The following is a 15,751-nucleotide window of genomic DNA, read 5'->3' as shown; positions in this document are numbered from 1 at the left end:
CTAAAAAAGATGACACCTGCACAATACAGACATCATCTTCTTCAAGTTGCCTAGAGCTTTTTTTAAAATGTCCTTTACAAAGGGTACACTTTATAATAGAAGAGTGGCTTTCTTTCTTTTTACATAAAGACAATAACAGCTAGTACAGCAGCTAGCACTAAACGATAAATAGCAAATGGCATTAATTTCACTTTTGAAAGTAGTGCTAAGAAGAACTTAATTGAAAGTAATGCAAAAATAAACGAACTAATGAAGCCCACTACATAAAAGCTAAAATAATCCATAGATAATGTATCCCAGTTTTTCAGCACAGATACTAGACTAGCACCTGCCATAATGGGTACAGCCATGATGAAAGTGAAATCTGCGGCTACACGGTGACTCATTCCAAAGAGTACACCACCAGATATTGTTGCACCTGAACGGGAGAATCCTGGCCAAAGTGATAAGCATTGTACTAAACCAACTTTAAATGCCATACCGTAAGAAATTTTATCTAATGAATCTATTTTTGGTTTTCTCGGTGCTAATTTATCCGCAGCAATCATTAAGAGTGCCCCAGCCACCAAAGCATAAATAACATGCTCTACTTTAAATAGATGATCGTCAATAAAGTCCTTAAATGCAAAACCTAAGACTACTGCTGGTAACATGCCCACAATAACATGTAATAAGTTGAAGTGACCTTTTACCGATGCCGATTGGCCGTCAATTTTATAGAGCCCAACTAAGTTTAACATTCGTTTCCACATAACGACGACTACGGCTAATATGGAGCCAAGCTGTACAACAATTTTAAATGTATTAGCGGGATACATCCCTAAAAACTCCTCAGTCTTTAGCCACATATCGTCCACAATAATCATATGACCTGTCGACGACACTGGTGCAAACTCTGTCATCCCCTCGACAAAGCCTAATATGAGCGCCTTTAATAACTCAATGATATCCACGTTGTCACCTTACCTTTTTATTAATTAAATACAATTTTATAATAAAATACCCTTTTCATATACTCTGACTATTATTCTATTGGAATTTAATATCCACCACCCATAGCTCAGAACGGCTACCTATTCGCATTGGTGGACCCCAGAAGCCAAAGCCTGATGAAACAAGTGTATGCATTTGCTCTTTCAACTTATAACCATAATCGAGCTCAAACACACGTGCCGTTAAATATTGATTGGGCCACAGTTGACCTTTATGCGTATGACCTGACATATGGAAATCCACACCCATTTCTGCAGGAGTAGTTAAATCATTTGGAGTATGATTCATGACAAACCAAGGCAAATCATCTGTTAACTTCAATGCATCTAGTTGTTTTCTATCCTTGTTTGTAATATCCTCTTGACCCGTTAATATTAACATATTATCGATTCTAATAGTTTCATCAAGCAAAATCTTTACATTAGCTTTTTCCATCTCTTCAACAAATTCAGGAATTTTCTTACCATAATATTCATGATTACCCAGTACACCATACACTCCATATGTAGAAGTTAACTGCTTCATCACATTTGCCATTCCCTCTTCAACAAACCATTTAGGATCGTCATCCACAATGTCTCCCGCTAAAAAGACGATATCCGGCTTTGCCTCATTTGATAATGTAACAAAACGCTGTAAATGTTTTTTATGTGATAGAACACCTAAATGAAAATCTGATGCTACTACAACTCTAAATGACTCTAGGTGACTGGACTTTTTATCCATCGTCACCTCTAAATGACGGACAACTGGTGAATAAGCTAAATAGGAGCCTACTATACTTAATACAATTAAGACAGCAATTGTTATACTACCAATTATCTGTACATTTTTAAAGGGACTTAACCAAATAAACAAATGTGCTGTTAAACAAAGCAATAATCCATATTCAAAAATAAACATCCAGTAATTACTGATAATTGAAAACACACGCAAAGACTCATGTAGCCTTCCAATAAGAATACTAAATGCAACGATAAACAATACTAGCCAATAGATAATAGGATAACGGAACCACCCCATCGTTATAAGCCACTGTTTTAATCCCCAACCGATGTAATAAGTTAATGCACTATATACACTTAATAGTAGTATCCCACCGATTACTTTTGGCATATTCTAGTCCTCTACTTTCTTATAGTCTTAGTTGATTATAGCATTACATGTAAAAATCATATTTTTAAAGCACTTTAATTTCCACTAATCTTTCAGTAATATTATAACTATAAGAGAAGATTTACGCATTTACGACAGAAAAAGGGGTGCTGTTCAAATGACAAGGTATAAATTTGAATCAACAGAGCATGAGTTATTTCGTAAAACCTTACGTAAGTTTTTAGCAGAAGAAGCCGAGCCACACTATACTCAATGGGAGAAAGATTATCTTATTCCACTTGAGTTTTGGCGTAAACTTGGGGATATGGGCTATTTATGCCCTCAAGTAGAAGAGCAATATGGCGGTCTTGGTCTAGATTTTAGCTTTGGCGTAATTATTCAGGAAGAACTTGAACGTGTTGGCTCAAGTCTTATTGGTGTCAGCCTGCATAATGATATTGTCGTGCCTTATATAGAAGCATACGGCACACATGAGCAAAAATCGCGTTGGTTGCCAAAATGTGTTACAGGTGAATATATTACAGCTATTGCTATGACAGAACCAGGCACAGGATCCGATTTAGCTAACATCCAAACAACAGCTATTCGTGACGGCGATCATTATATTGTAAATGGGCAAAAAACATTTATTACGAACGGTATTCATACAAATTTAGCAGTTGTTGCTGTAAAGACGAATCCTCAGGAAGAAAAAAAGCATCGTGGAATAAGCCTCCTAGTAATTGAGGAAGGAACCCCAGGATTCACGAAAGGTCGCAAGCTTGATAAAGTTGGCATGCACGCTCAAGATACAGCTGAGCTATATTTTGAGGATTGTCGAGTGCCTGTAGGAAATCTTCTTGGCGAAGAGGGCAAGGGCTTTATCTATATGATGGAAAAGCTACAGCAAGAGCGTTTAGCAGTTGCTATTGCTGCACAAACCGCCGCTGAGGATATGTTATCTTTAACAATAGATTATGTAAAATCACGACAAGCTTTTGGAAAATCCATTAGTGACTTCCAAAACACGCAATTTAAAATAGCTGAGATGGCTACAAAAGTTGAGCTTGGTAAATCTTTTTTAGAATCCTTAATAGAAGAACATATTGCAGGAAATGATGTTGTCACAAAGGTTTCCATGGCAAAGTACTGGATAACTGAAAACGCACGTGAACTTGCTATTCAATGTATGCAATTGCATGGCGGCTACGGTTATATGGAGGAATATAAAATCGCCAGAAGATATCGAGATATACCTGTTATGTCCATCTACGCGGGGACAAATGAAGTCATGAAAGTAATTATAGCCAAAAACTTAGGCTTATAACGACGATTAAAAACAGCGGCAATCAGTTTGCCGCTGTTTTGACTATACTGCTGGAATACGAACGATAACCTTAAACAAATCTCCATCTATATCTATACTCATACGAGCACCATGTAAATCAACGATAGATTGTGCAATGGCTAAGCCGAGCCCTGAACCATCTGTATGGCGTGAAGCATCTGCTCGCTTAAAACGCTCAAATAATTCTTCGGCATCCTCACTAATTTCATATTTAGCGACATTTTTCACCGTAAATTCAGCATCACCATCTGATGTACGTTTCAAAGTTACATAAACACGAGTGCCTTCTAAAGCATATTTTAAAACGTTGACAATTAAATTATCGATAAGTCTCCACCATTTTTGACCATCTACATACGCATAAATTGGCTCATGAGACATTGTCATTCGTAAATCTAAACGTGCCTGCACTAAATCTTCCTCATGCTCCCCTACAGCCTGCTGAACAAGCTGCGTTAAATCCACACGACTACGATGGAGCTCAATATTACCACTCGCCATTTTCGATACTTCAAAAAGATCCTCTATCAATACTTTTAAACGCTCTGATTTTTTATCAAGGATATGAATGTATTGTTGACGCTCTTCCTCTGTAATATCAGGATTCTTTAATAGATCGGTATACGTAATAATGGATGTTAGTGGCGTCCGCAAATCATGACTAACATTTGTAATAAGTTCTGTTTTTAATCGCTCACTTTTCGCTTGTTCATGCATAGACGTACGTACGCCTTCTCGTAAATGGTTAAGATTTTCTGCATGACCTGCTAGAGGAGATTTCCCTCGAACCTTTACATCTCGATTTAAACGCCCCTCTGCCATATCTTTCGTATCTTTCATAATGCGATTTAAATAACCCATTCTTGATAAGAAAAGAATCATAGCTGGTATTCCAGTTAGCATACAAAGTACAAGTACAAAAAATGGAAAAGATCCTCCTCTCATCATAACAGCCACAAAACTACCTCCACCAAAAAAGGCTGTAGCTACCATCACTATTGAATGCAGTGCAATAGAACGATTTAAAAATAAATCAGAAATTGATTCACCTAGTGACCATAAATAACTTGCTTTTAAACTATTCTCTAGTTTTTTTGCTGTATTTACTCGATCAGATAGCCAGATTAATTGTACATAGAACAAAATAGCAATAATTAAAAGAGCACTTAGTTTAAACAGAAAATCCAGTAAATAGCGCACATAATTATTCTGATAAAGGTATTCAATTGCTTCAAAAGTGATTTGTGACGAAGCCCAATACATACAGCCAGTTATAAACAATAAAACAAGCTGAAAATCAATTTTCATCTTCATTAGAGCTTCTTTTTCCTTTAAGCCTTGTACCGCTTGCAGCACTTCTTTACGTGCCTTCCACGCAAAAATTGCTGCAATAACACTTGTTAACCAGATAAAGAAATAAATGTATTGATTACGTGTAAATTGTTCATAGCCTTGCATGATCCCCGCTGATTGTGCAGATTTTTTGGAGAGTGTGATGATGCCTGTGTAATCAGCTGTTTCTCTGAAATTTTCTGCATCAAGGTAAACATCAGTTCGATAAAAAATTTGACTCAAGCTATCACTAATGTTCAAAGTAGTTAATGGATGCTGCGCGGTATAGTTTATTTTATAGGCACTACTTTCTGAAACATCACCTGAACGATAAGTTTTTCCCGTCTCTGTGTTAGTTAATTCATAAGACCAGTAATTATAATTTTTCGCAAAACTTTTCGCTTCATCTTTTACAGCTTTTATATATTGATCAACAAGCGCTTTCTTTTGAGCTAGGATTTTATTACGGACATGCTCATCATCCTCAAAATTTGCCGTAATATCTTTAATTTTCTCATCTCGCTCTTTCTCTAGCTTTGCTTTTAAGTCTGTTGCATTCACATTGGCAGCTTCTTGTATGCGTTCCTCATATTGTGCCTTTATATTATCAATTTGCTGCCCTAATGTTCCATAATAGTTACGATGATCTTCAATTTCATTTTGTGTAACCTCTATTTTACTTTTTAAATATTCAGCAGTTGGAAGATTTAACACCATTGGTCCTAACTCAGACTGAAAATTATCAAGTGCCTGCTGGAAGTTTTCAGATTGGAAATAAGATTTTCCAATATATTGATACCCTACCCTAGTGAAAGTAAATATACCGAAAATTGCCCAAGTTAACCATATAAGAGCGAGAAGAGATTTCCACTTTTTCAACATACTTTTTTCTCCCCTCTAAAAAATTTTCTCTAGTAGTTGTAACATCTCGGATGATCTGGAATTTACCATTTGATACGCATAGACACCGAAATAAATTAGTCCAATAACCCCCGCTACAAACCCTGTAATTGTCACAAACTGCTCTATTTTATTTTTCCATTTTATAGCCAACGCCCCATACCACCTTTAAGTAGCGTGGATTTTTCGGATCTGCCTCGATTTTTTCACGTATTTTTCGAATGTGCACTGCTACAATATTTTCTGCATTGTAGGCTTCCTCATTCCATACACGTTCATAAATCTCTCTAATCGAAAATACACGCCCTGCATTTTTCATTAATAATTCCGTAATTTTATACTCAATTGGTGTTAATCGCACTGGCTCTCCTTCTAAGTTGACTTCCTTAGCGTCTTCATCTAATACAAGTCCGTCGATTTCCACCTTAGCCCCTCCGTCATTATACGTCCCAAGTTGCACATAACGTCGCAGTTGTGATTTTACACGGGCCAACAGTTCTAATGGATGAAAAGGCTTTGTCACGTAATCATCTGCACCTACAGACAAACCATGGATTTTATCGCCATCCTCTGCCTTTGCACTAAGCATAATAATAGGAATATTGCGCTCTTCCCTAATTTTAAACGTTGCTGTTATGCCATCCATTTTTGGCATCATAATATCTAAAACAATTAAATGTACTTCATTGCTCTCTAGCTTTTCAAGTGCCTCTAAGCCGTCTGCAGCTTTAATGACATTGTAGCCTTCATTTTTTAAATAGATTTCAATACCATCACGAATATCTTGATCATCATCTGTTACAAGAACTGTTAACTTCGTCATGATATACACCTCGCTCTCAAATAATAGTGTACCTTTCAAATCTTAAAAACCAACTATTATAAAAATGAAGAATTTCTTAAGCTTTTTATGAATCGCTTCAGATGTGGTTCGTGGTGTGATTTCCACTTCGCTTGCGCTCCAGGGTTTCATTTGTGACACTGGTTCTCAAGGAATCGCTCAGCATCTGCTCTAATCAATTTATATACATAGCATTCTACATTTCATGCGGGAGTCTTGCACCTGTCAGTACAAATAAATTACTGCCAATGTCAGTACAACAATGCCACTTCATAACATTGCTACATCAAACTAGGGAGTTATACTTAAATATTCACCAACTAAAAATACACTAAGCATTGCTGCAGTTAATGGCTTTGCAAGTGATGTGTGACTGCCGATGATGGACTAATTTTCTGAAGACCATTTAAAAACAACAGATATGCAAGCTTGTACACATAATTCCCATAAAAAGCATTGTCCATAGATTATGTGTGACGGCTAACCAGTTATATCCACCTTCTATCGAGAAAGGTAATAACAATAACGCACAAATTGAAAACGTCATCGCTACTGCTATTGGAGATACTCCATAATCTAAGTAAGTTTGTGCAGTTCCTGTCATACTCCATAATATAGCCGCTAAAGTACGAAAAATGGATACAACATTTATTACTCCTCTTCTACCGATAACATCATTAACCTTAATAATACAGATTTATCCAAAATCAAACAATTACCATTTCATTTTTAACTTTTATTCAGTAAAGCGCAAAACAACACGATACCAACAACTGGCCGGAAATTTTAACACGTTATTATGTTTTCTTTAGAAAGGGGCGTTATAATAAGGACATCAAAAGGAGCGAAAATTATGTATAAAACAGTTGAAGAAACAGCTATTGATCTTGGAATGCCAGAGGATCAAGTACTACGTTTAGTCTATGATGGGCGTATCCGTTCGGTTTACGATGGAGATCAAATACTAATTAATAGCGGACAATTTAGTACTTATTTTAACCAGTTAGAACGCATTAAGGAGGAAATCGAAATTTGGCGTAATACACCCATTCCTGAGGATATTGATGTAAAAGACGAGGATTAAAAAATGCCTAACAATGCAACAATAAAATATTGTTTCACTGACAGGCATCTATAAGTTAATGTAATAGGTGGAATATCCACCTATTATTTTATATTGTTACGACAAATCCAGCTCGTTTACCAATAATTTCAGCATAATCCTCAACCATTACACTAGCTGTTGGATACATGCCTGCTCCAGGCCCAACTAGTGTTAATGTGCCAATGTAATTAGTATCCAATGCCACTGCGTTATTGACATCATCTACTGGATAGAGTGGGTGTTCTGCATCTACCAATAAAGGACCTACCTTTGCGACTATCTTGCCATCAGCACGCTTCTCTACCTCAGCCACGTGACGGAAGCGTAAGCCCTTTTCAGTGGCTTCCTTCACCTGCTCTGCTGAAATGCAATCAATGCCAATTACTTCTACGTCAGCCCAATCTGGTTGCTCACCAAATGCCAATGCACTTAAAATCATTAACTTTTTAAAGGCATCCTGACCTGAGATATCATTATATGGATCTGCCTCTGCATAACCTAGATTTTGTGCTTCTTTTAAAGCAGTTTCAAACGACCAACCTTGTGCACGCATCTTCGTTAAAATATAGTTACTTGTACCATTTAAAACACCTTGAATACGACTAACATCATTGACAAGTAAAATATTTTTCATCGTTTTAATAACAGGCACACCACCAGCTGTTGTTGCCTCAAAACCTACGAAAACACCGTTTGCTTTCGCAAGGTCTTGTAGCTCTAAACCTTTTTTAGCGAACATTACCTTGTTAGCTGTGATAACATGGCATTTATGTTCAACTGCACGCTTTAAATACGTAAATGCTGGCTCCTCGTTTACAATTGCTTCAAAAACAACCTGCATGCCTGGTTCTGCTAAGACCTCATCTATACTTGTAGTCATTAAATGCGCTGTCCCTGGTACACGTTCACGGCTAGCGTCTGTAACTAAAATTTTTGCTACTTCTAACTCAATTCCTAATTTATTTTTAAGCTCTTCCCGCTTTTCATTTAATATATGGTAAATTCCTTGACCTACCGTTCCAAATCCTAAAATTGCTGCCTTTATAGTTGCCATTCTTGTTATTCCCTCCAACTTACATTCCGCAGTTTCATTTAAAAGTAATACCGCCTAAGCTTAATTCCGTACAGATTTTGAATTGTTCGCAGACTGTACCACACAAATCAATTTTAACACTTCGTATTCAGATAGATATTTAGTCATGACATTTCGCACTCACCATAAAAAGATAACTATCGTAGTTTAAAGATCTGTGCAATACATACAAATTCAAATAATTCTAAATTTAACTTAAAGAAAATTGTAACGCAAATACATACATTGCACAAGAAAAATCTTTCTAGGACGGACATTTGTTTCCTCTAGACGTGCAGAAGAAATCGGTTTCATTCCTTTTATTATACGTCTTTTCAGCTGTTCTATAATATTTGAACAAATATTGACGATTCTTTCTAAAAAAATGAATGTCTTTCTTCTATTATATATGTATGTTAAAACATCCATAAAAATTGTTCTTTTGAAACATAGTAATTAAAAATTTTAAGGCATGCTAATCTACTTCTCCCCCATTAATGAAAAAGCTCATTCTCTGTAGCAGCAGAGAATGAGCTCAAATATTTGAGGGACGATTAACTAGCGTTAGTTAGCAATTGATAGCAATATTGCGTTATAGCCTGTTGTATAAGCCTTATTTCTTCTAGCTGTAAATCTGGTATTGCATACGTACGTTCAACTAATTGGAATGTGCCGTATTTTAAATAATACTCTGTCGCAGGTAGAGGAATATGACTTGCTCCATAACCTTCATATGCTTCGAAAACTTCTTTTACTGTATAGCCTTCCTCTTTGGCATAAACTTTTTCCTTATAAGCAGAATGCCCAAAGATCTGTTGCCATTTACGTTCAACTGACGCGAGTATGTTTTGAATGGACATGTTGTTCACAAAGACATGACCTTCATTTAGCTCATAAATAAGATAAGATGCAATATTTTGTGCATTATAAACATTTCCCATTTAAAACTCTCCTTTATCATCAGCTTTTTTGAAAAAGGGTAGCTGCTGGCTTGCAGCTACTCTTTTTAATATATTCAAAAGTGGGGGAGCACTTATGAAAACAAATTGGTTTGTAATTGATTAAAGGGTCAAATCAATCGAAATTGTTGCTTTTAACTATTTCTAGGTTGGTAGCCTTTCGAATATTTAACTTATTTCCTAGTATATAACAAGGATTTAAATAAGTCAATAATACTTATAAAATTACTAGGTATTATAAATAGAATACTTCTTCTAACTTATCAAATGGGATAAGCGGTTGATGCAGCAACGTTTTACGCATTACCAAATGAGGCCCTTTCGAATGAGAAAATACGTAAACGCTACGACATTTGTCCATGTAATTGTTTTTAAGCTTCTACTTTTTGTTGTGAAGCTGTAACTTGTTCAATAGCTTGTTCTAAATCTGCAATAATATCCTCTACTGCCTCTAAACCGATTGATAAGCGAATGAGCGACTCAGTTACACCAGTTTGGATTAACTCTTCAGCTGATAGTTGCTGATGTGTAGTAGATGCAGGATGAATAATTAATGATTTGGCATCACCTACATTGGCTACGTGTGAGAATAGTTTCACACTATCGATTAATTTACGCCCTGCTTCACGTCCACCTTTAATGCCAAATGTAAGCACTGAACCGAAGCCATTTCTTAAATATTTTTTAGCTAAATCATGCGTAGCAAAATCTTCTAAGCCATTATAATTTACATACTCCACAGATGGGTGGTTTCTTAAATATTCAGCTACCGCTAAAGCATTTTCGTTATGTTTAGGGATACGCAAATGAAGCGTTTCTAAACCTTGTAATAAATTAAATGCAGCATCAGCACTTAATGTTGGTCCAAAGTCGCGTAGTAATTGTACACGCAGTTTTGTAGCAAATGCAGCCGCTGCTGTGTCAATACCATATCGTAAACCGTGATAAGAAGGATCTGGCTCAGTAAAGCCTGGGAAACGTCCACGAGTCCAATCAAACTTTCCTGCGTCTACTACAACCCCACCTAAAGTTGTACCATGGCCGCCTATCCATTTTGTAGCGGAGTGAACGACAATATCTGCACCGAAGTCAATTGGTGTAGAGCCATACGGTGAGGCAAATGTGCTATCAATAATTAATGGTAAGCCGTTTTCATGTGCAATATTCGCTACTGCTTCAATGTCTAGTACCTTTAAACTTGGATTACCGTAAATTTCAGCGAACACCGCTTTTGTTTTATCAGTAATAGCTGATCGGAAATTTTCTGGATTTGTTTCATCTACAAAAATCGTTTTAATACCGTAGTTTGGTAGTGTGTTGGCGAATAAGTTATAAGTACCTCCGTATAAAGAGCTAGCTGCAACAATTTCATCCCCTGTCCCTGCAAGATTTAAAATTGAAAATGCGATAGCTGCTGCACCAGAAGAAAGTGCTACTGCTGCTGTACCGCCTTCTAATAAAGCGACGCGTTTTTCAAAAACATCTACTGTTGGGTTTGTAATGCGTGTGTAAATATTGCCAGCTTCCTCTAGGGCAAAAAGACGTTGCGCATGAGCTGTGTCTTTAAATACGAAAGCCGTTGAGCGATACACGGGTACTGTGCGAGAACCTGTTACTGGGTCTGGCTCTTGGCCACCATGTAACAGTAATGTTTCTGGTTTAAAATTTGTCATTGTATACCTCCAAATGGTTGTTTTTTTACGATGGTACCGGAGATGAGGAGGATTTTTTTAGTAGAAAACAAAAACCCTCTTCAGTAAGAAGAGGGTTGCGGTTGCAAGTTTTCCTCCCCTTATCTGCCAGATCCAAGTAAGAATCTGTAGGAATTAGCACCTTAGCAAGTTCGTCACTTACTGGTTGCCGGGCATCATAGGGCCTATCCCTCCGCCGCTCTTGATAAGAGTTATGAGATTCAATTTCCATCGTTGTTACACAGTATAAACATAGACTTTTTTTCTGTCAACACTAAAATTTTATTTTTCCGAAACTTCTGTCTGCCTTTTTACGTAATATGAATGCATAGACTATTATATTATTTATTGGTTTTCACCAAAATGTAGGTCGATTTCCATTACTACTAAGTGCTTTCCTTGGAGCGTTCAGTCTATACTCCAATCAACTTAAATTGCATAGATTTTAAAAATTTCATCTCTAACTTTTGGTGATGATTCTTTTACTTTAGAAAGGAGGATTTTATGATAAAAGCCGTTATTATTTTTCTTCTTGTTGGTTATTTAATTGGCTGTATTCACGGCTCTAAAGTAGCTCAGTTTTTATCTGGGGTAGATTTAAAAAAAACTGGCTTTGGTAATGCAGGCGCCTCCAACGCAACACTTTCCCTCGGATGGAAATACGGAATATTAGTTGCACTTATCGATATTGGTAAAGGTGTTGCAGCTATTCTCGGTTCCCATTTCTATCTAGCAGATGCAATACAATTAACAGAAGTTCAAATTTGGCTCTTTATCTATATCGTAGCTGCTGGTGTCATTTTAGGTCATAATTTCCCTTTTCATATGAACTTTAATGGCGGTAAAGGAACTGCTTCAATTATAGGCATATTACTCGCTGTTGATTGGAAAATTGGCTTATTTGCACTCATTTTATTCGTCATTTTATCTTTTACGACAAACTATTTAATTGTCGGTGTTCTGGAATATTATCTTGTTTTTTGTACAGCAACATATTTATGGATTCCCGGAATCGGCCCAACGATTATTGCTCTACTTCTTTTTGGAATAGCTATCTTTTTGCATATCGAAAATATAAAACGATTAATCAAAGGAACGGAGCCTAAAGTGACTTCTGCTTTCAAGAAAAAGGAATAATATTCGATGAGACCACATATTTTCTCGAAGCTGCCTATTATCGCTACAGATAGGGAGTATTTCACATACTAGTTTTTCACAAAAAAATAGACATATTACTTTCTAGCCAATGCTAAAAAATAATAGTCATGTCTATAGTAGAAAAGATGAAAAGTATGTCTACTTCTGAACAAGTAAAACCAAAACGCAATTTGAAGCCACTCTGGATTGGCTTAGCCTTCACTTCACTAATCGTCATTACTTTTTTACATAACAACGACGATTTACCTATAGCGGATCATTTCCCTCGGATACCTAGTCACTTTCCGGGCTTACCTGATCATTTCTCCGGAATGCTTTTAGGATTACGTTATTAACTATTAAAAGCCTTGAAGGGGCCAATACACTGTCTCCTTCAAGGCTTTAATTCTTTTATTTATTTAGATAATGCAGGGTCCTTCATGGTACCACTTTTTGCGTAATTCACATGCCATGAAAGCGCTTTTTCAAGGTCGTGTGGAGTATGGTGTCCACCTGTTGCTTCATTAGCTTCGTTAAAATACTTCCATAATTGCTCACGATATTCAGGATGTGCACAGTTATCGATAATTAGCGCAACCCGTTCTTTTGGAGCAAGTCCACGTAAGTCTGCTACGCCCTGCTCTGTTACGATTACGTCTACATCATGCTCTGTATGGTCTACATGCGATACCATTGGAACGATACTAGAGATATTTCCGCCTTTTGCATAAGATTTTGTGACGAAAATACCTAAACGTGCATTACGTGCAAAGTCTCCAGAACCGCCGATTCCATTCATCATTTTTGTGCCAGAAACATGTGTAGAATTCACATTTCCATAAATATCTACTTCAAGCGCCGTATTCACAGAAATTAACCCGAGTCGGCGAATAATTTCTGGTTGATTAGAAATTTCTTGTGGACGTAATACTAATTTATCCGCGTATTTTTCAAAATTACCATAAACTTGGTTTCCAACTTCCTCGGAAAGGGTAATAGAAGTAGCAGATGCGAAGTTTACCTTTCCTGCATCAATTAATTCAAATACCGCATCTTGTAGTACTTCTGAATATACTTCTAAGTTCTCAAACTCAGAATCTTTAAAACCTAATAATACGGCATTTGCTACAGAGCCTACACCTGATTGAATTGGTCTTAAGCTTGTTGTTAAACGACCTGCTTTAATTTCTTCACGTAGGAAATTTAATAAATGATTTGCCATAACATCTGTTTCTTCATCCGCAGGAACGATCGTTGATGGCGCATCTAAAATATCGGAAATAACAATTCCTTTTACTTTATCTAAATCTAGTGGAATACCAATTGTACCAAGTCGGTCTGATACTTTTTGTAATGGGATTGGATCGCGTTTCCCCTGTGGTCCTGGTACAAAAATATCATGCACACCCTCTAAGGCATCAAGCTGAGCTACGTTCAACTCAATGATTATTTGGTCTGCCTCTTGCACAAAAATCGGAGAGTTACCAACTGAAGTTGTAGGAATTAGTAAGCCATCTTCTGTAATAGCAGCCGCTTCAATAATAGCAAAATCAATAGGACCAATAATGCCTTGGCGTACTAATTCTGCATTATGTGACAGGTGTGCATCAACGAATGTTATATCACCACTGTTGATTTTATTACGAATACCAGCATCTGCTTGGAAAGGTCCACGTTTACGAATAACGCCAGCTTCTGCTAAGTATTGGTCCACTTCTGGGCCAAGTGATGCACCTGTATATACATCTACCTGAAAGCTCTCTTTTTTTGCTTTCTCTACAAGTGCAAGCGGTACTACTTTTACGTCACCAGCACGTGTAAATCCGCTCATCCCAAGTATCATGCCATCCTTAATCCAAGATGCTGCTTCTTCTGCTGTCACTACCTTGCCCCGTAGCTGTTCATTACGAAGCTTTTTCGCTAACTTTTCTTCCATTCCTTATTCCTCCATCCCACTTTATTTTGTCCAACTAGATTACTTGGCTCAATTCTTTCAATACAGTTATCTAACTTGTAGAAGTCCAACCAAATAAACCGTCGCATACATAATTTTACACTACTTAGAATATTTAATCTATATATGATGAAATATTTTATTTTTCGAGAAATTTTATGTATTTTCAAATTATTTAAAAATAGTTTCAACATCGAAATAATTCGATTTTGAAGAAAAAGCATGATATGCTCTTGATATATAAAGGGGAAAAGGAGATTTTTTTGATGGTTAAAGAATTATTACGTAACCACTCTTCGGTTCGTATTTATGATGGAAATCCGATTTCAAAGGAAATTATTGAAGAATTAATTGCTACTGCACAAATGGCCGCTACATCTCATTTTGTACAAGCATATAGCGTTATTTGGGTAACAAATGAGGAGAAAAAGGAGAAATTAGGTTTACTCTCTGGCAATCCTCGTCAATACGAAACTTCTGGCGGTGCCTTTGTCTTCTGTGTAGATTTCAAACGTCTTCAATCAGCGGGTAAATTAGAAGGTGTAGAAATTGTGGCTGATTCGGCAGAAAACGTACTTGTTGGAGTAGCTGATGTATCATTATTCGCGCAAAACTTTGTCGTTGCTGCGGAATCTATGGGATATGGAATTTGTTACATCGGAGGAGTACGTAATAAGCCTGAGGAAATAAGCGAATTATTCAATCTACCTGATCATGTTTTCCCACTATTCGGCTTAACAATTGGGGTTCCTGCACGTCGTAATGAAGTAAAACCTCGTTTACCTGTTGCAGCAGTATTACACGAAAATGAATACAATGCAGAAAAATACGAGGAGCTTTTACCAGCTTACAACGACACGATGGAGGCCTATTATAATAATCGCTCATCCAATCGAAAAATTGATAACTGGACAAAGCAAATGGCAGATTTTTTAATTGAACAACGTCGTCCTCATATCAAAGATTTCTTGGCGAAAAAGGGTTTTAATTGGGAATAATTTCATCGACAAACTGTGTGTAGTTACTATCGTATGATAGTAACTACACTTTTTCATATATTTAATACTCTTTGTTCGTGACGACCTACTACACAAGGCTTCATCTTAAATCCAAATCGTCTATAGCTTTTACGATATGGTTCCTTATTTCTCAAGCTTCTTGCAAATAGTTTAGCAGGAACCAAAACCATTTTATAGTATTTTTTGGGTTAACTTTCTAAAAGTCGCAAAAACAAAAAAACCACTGATTTCTCAGTGGCTACTGTGTGCCTAGCGACGTCCTACTCTCACAGGGGGAAGCCCCCAACTACCATCGGCGCTAAAGA

General features: G+C 36.8%; 15 protein-coding genes and 1 riboswitch. Of the genes, 5 read left to right on the top strand and 10 right to left on the bottom strand.

All coding sequences use genetic code 11. The annotated features are described in order from the left end of the window. Positions 1 to 119: 119 nt before the first annotated feature. Both ACIQXF_RS22315 and ACIQXF_RS22310 read right to left on the bottom strand, forming a co-directional pair. A complete protein-coding gene (locus tag ACIQXF_RS22315; RefSeq protein ID WP_402787878.1) occupies positions 120 to 953 on the bottom strand; it encodes an undecaprenyl-diphosphate phosphatase in 834 nt (277 codons plus the stop codon). A gap of 76 nt (positions 954 to 1,029) precedes the next feature. Then, complete coding sequence (locus ACIQXF_RS22310; protein ID WP_402787875.1) at positions 1,030 to 2,109, bottom strand: metallophosphoesterase; 1,080 nt, start codon at positions 2,107 to 2,109, stop codon at positions 1,030 to 1,032. Positions 2,110 to 2,266: 157 nt separating this feature from the next. On the opposite strand from ACIQXF_RS22310, the gene ACIQXF_RS22305 reads away from it, so the two are divergent. Next, positions 2,267 to 3,415, top strand: coding sequence for an acyl-CoA dehydrogenase family protein (locus ACIQXF_RS22305; protein WP_402787872.1), 1,149 nt, complete (start codon positions 2,267 to 2,269; stop codon positions 3,413 to 3,415). A 42-nt stretch (positions 3,416 to 3,457) separates the two neighbouring features. Here ACIQXF_RS22305 and ACIQXF_RS22300 read toward each other — a convergent pair whose 3' ends face one another. The 4 genes from ACIQXF_RS22300 to ACIQXF_RS22285 form a co-directional block, all read right to left on the bottom strand. Next, positions 3,458 to 5,650 carry a histidine kinase dimerization/phospho-acceptor domain-containing protein gene (locus ACIQXF_RS22300; RefSeq protein WP_402787869.1) on the bottom strand — a complete coding sequence of 731 codons (2,193 nt, stop codon included), beginning with the start codon at positions 5,648 to 5,650 and terminating at the stop codon, positions 3,458 to 3,460. A 15-nt stretch (positions 5,651 to 5,665) separates the two neighbouring features. Next, positions 5,666 to 5,821 carry a hypothetical protein gene (locus tag ACIQXF_RS22295; RefSeq protein WP_402787866.1) on the bottom strand — a complete coding sequence of 52 codons (156 nt, stop codon included), beginning with the start codon at positions 5,819 to 5,821 and terminating at the stop codon, positions 5,666 to 5,668. After that, a complete protein-coding gene (locus ACIQXF_RS22290) occupies positions 5,799 to 6,491 on the bottom strand; it encodes a response regulator transcription factor (RefSeq protein ID WP_402787863.1) in 693 nt (230 codons plus the stop codon). Before ACIQXF_RS22290 ends, ACIQXF_RS22295 begins: the two co-directional genes overlap by 23 nt. Before the next feature lie 424 nt (positions 6,492 to 6,915). After that, complete coding sequence (locus ACIQXF_RS22285; protein ID WP_402787860.1) at positions 6,916 to 7,113, bottom strand: hypothetical protein; 198 nt, start codon at positions 7,111 to 7,113, stop codon at positions 6,916 to 6,918. A gap of 249 nt (positions 7,114 to 7,362) precedes the next feature. Between ACIQXF_RS22285 and ACIQXF_RS22280 the strand changes: the two genes are divergently transcribed. Continuing rightward, positions 7,363 to 7,593: a MerR family transcriptional regulator gene (locus ACIQXF_RS22280; protein WP_402787857.1), complete on the top strand. Its 231-nt coding sequence runs from the start codon at positions 7,363 to 7,365 to the stop codon at positions 7,591 to 7,593. A gap of 88 nt (positions 7,594 to 7,681) precedes the next feature. Here ACIQXF_RS22280 and ACIQXF_RS22275 read toward each other — a convergent pair whose 3' ends face one another. From ACIQXF_RS22275 to ACIQXF_RS22265, 3 genes are all read right to left on the bottom strand, one after another. Continuing rightward, complete coding sequence (locus ACIQXF_RS22275; protein WP_402787854.1) at positions 7,682 to 8,668, bottom strand: homoserine dehydrogenase; 987 nt, start codon at positions 8,666 to 8,668, stop codon at positions 7,682 to 7,684. A 572-nt stretch (positions 8,669 to 9,240) separates the two neighbouring features. Continuing rightward, the gene (locus tag ACIQXF_RS22270; protein ID WP_402787851.1) at positions 9,241 to 9,627 is read right to left on the bottom strand and encodes a hypothetical protein; all 387 of its coding nucleotides are present in this window, start codon (positions 9,625 to 9,627) and stop codon (positions 9,241 to 9,243) included. A 389-nt stretch (positions 9,628 to 10,016) separates the two neighbouring features. Then, positions 10,017 to 11,318 (bottom strand): O-acetylhomoserine aminocarboxypropyltransferase/cysteine synthase family protein, encoded by a 1,302-nt coding sequence (locus tag ACIQXF_RS22265; RefSeq protein WP_402787847.1) that lies wholly within the window; start codon positions 11,316 to 11,318, stop codon positions 10,017 to 10,019. Positions 11,319 to 11,434: 116 nt separating this feature from the next. Continuing rightward, positions 11,435 to 11,548, bottom strand: a riboswitch (SAM riboswitch). Between the two features lie 292 nt (positions 11,549 to 11,840). On the opposite strand from ACIQXF_RS22265, the gene ACIQXF_RS22260 reads away from it, so the two are divergent. Together ACIQXF_RS22260 and ACIQXF_RS22255 are read left to right on the top strand one after the other, a co-directional pair. Next, positions 11,841 to 12,473 (top strand): glycerol-3-phosphate acyltransferase, encoded by a 633-nt coding sequence (locus ACIQXF_RS22260; RefSeq protein WP_402787844.1) that lies wholly within the window; start codon positions 11,841 to 11,843, stop codon positions 12,471 to 12,473. Positions 12,474 to 12,628: 155 nt separating this feature from the next. Further along, the gene (locus ACIQXF_RS22255) at positions 12,629 to 12,829 is read left to right on the top strand and encodes a hypothetical protein (protein ID WP_402787841.1); all 201 of its coding nucleotides are present in this window, start codon (positions 12,629 to 12,631) and stop codon (positions 12,827 to 12,829) included. A 59-nt stretch (positions 12,830 to 12,888) separates the two neighbouring features. On the opposite strand, the gene scpC is transcribed toward ACIQXF_RS22255, so the two are convergent. Beyond that, positions 12,889 to 14,409 (bottom strand): succinyl-CoA:acetate CoA-transferase ScpC, encoded by a 1,521-nt coding sequence (gene scpC, locus ACIQXF_RS22250; protein WP_402787838.1) that lies wholly within the window; start codon positions 14,407 to 14,409, stop codon positions 12,889 to 12,891. A gap of 284 nt (positions 14,410 to 14,693) precedes the next feature. On the opposite strand from scpC, the gene chrR reads away from it, so the two are divergent. Then, positions 14,694 to 15,425, top strand: coding sequence for a class II chromate reductase ChrR (gene chrR / locus ACIQXF_RS22245; RefSeq protein WP_402787836.1), 732 nt, complete (start codon positions 14,694 to 14,696; stop codon positions 15,423 to 15,425). The last annotated feature ends 326 nt before the right edge of the window (positions 15,426 to 15,751 follow it).

This window comes from Lysinibacillus sp. NPDC097231 (genome assembly GCF_044761885.1).
Taxonomy (GTDB): domain Bacteria; phylum Bacillota; class Bacilli; order Bacillales_A; family Planococcaceae; genus Lysinibacillus.
The sequence above is the reverse complement of the archived record's forward strand: the minus strand, read 5'-3'. Positions and strand labels throughout refer to the sequence as shown.

Bases quoted from the DNA above. Each gene is read 5' to 3' on its own strand.
- ACIQXF_RS22265 (WP_402787847.1), bottom strand. From the start codon at position 11,318: ATGACAAATTTTAAACCAGAAACATTACTGTTACATGGTGGCCAAGAG.
- ACIQXF_RS22300 (WP_402787869.1), bottom strand. From the start codon at position 5,650: ATGTTGAAAAAGTGGAAATCTCTTCTCGCTCTTATATGGTTAACTTGG.
- ACIQXF_RS22280 (WP_402787857.1), top strand. From the start codon at position 7,363: ATGTATAAAACAGTTGAAGAAACAGCTATTGATCTTGGAATGCCAGAG.
- ACIQXF_RS22275 (WP_402787854.1), bottom strand. From the start codon at position 8,668: ATGGCAACTATAAAGGCAGCAATTTTAGGATTTGGAACGGTAGGTCAA.
- ACIQXF_RS22285 (WP_402787860.1), bottom strand. From the start codon at position 7,113: ATGACAGGAACTGCACAAACTTACTTAGATTATGGAGTATCTCCAATA.
- ACIQXF_RS22270 (WP_402787851.1), bottom strand. From the start codon at position 9,627: ATGGGAAATGTTTATAATGCACAAAATATTGCATCTTATCTTATTTAT.
- ACIQXF_RS22310 (WP_402787875.1), bottom strand. From the start codon at position 2,109: ATGCCAAAAGTAATCGGTGGGATACTACTATTAAGTGTATATAGTGCA.
- ACIQXF_RS22305 (WP_402787872.1), top strand. From the start codon at position 2,267: ATGACAAGGTATAAATTTGAATCAACAGAGCATGAGTTATTTCGTAAA.
- ACIQXF_RS22260 (WP_402787844.1), top strand. From the start codon at position 11,841: ATGATAAAAGCCGTTATTATTTTTCTTCTTGTTGGTTATTTAATTGGC.
- ACIQXF_RS22290 (WP_402787863.1), bottom strand. From the start codon at position 6,491: ATGACGAAGTTAACAGTTCTTGTAACAGATGATGATCAAGATATTCGT.
- chrR (WP_402787836.1), top strand. From the start codon at position 14,694: ATGGTTAAAGAATTATTACGTAACCACTCTTCGGTTCGTATTTATGAT.
- scpC (WP_402787838.1), bottom strand. From the start codon at position 14,409: ATGGAAGAAAAGTTAGCGAAAAAGCTTCGTAATGAACAGCTACGGGGC.
- ACIQXF_RS22255 (WP_402787841.1), top strand. From the start codon at position 12,629: ATGTCTACTTCTGAACAAGTAAAACCAAAACGCAATTTGAAGCCACTC.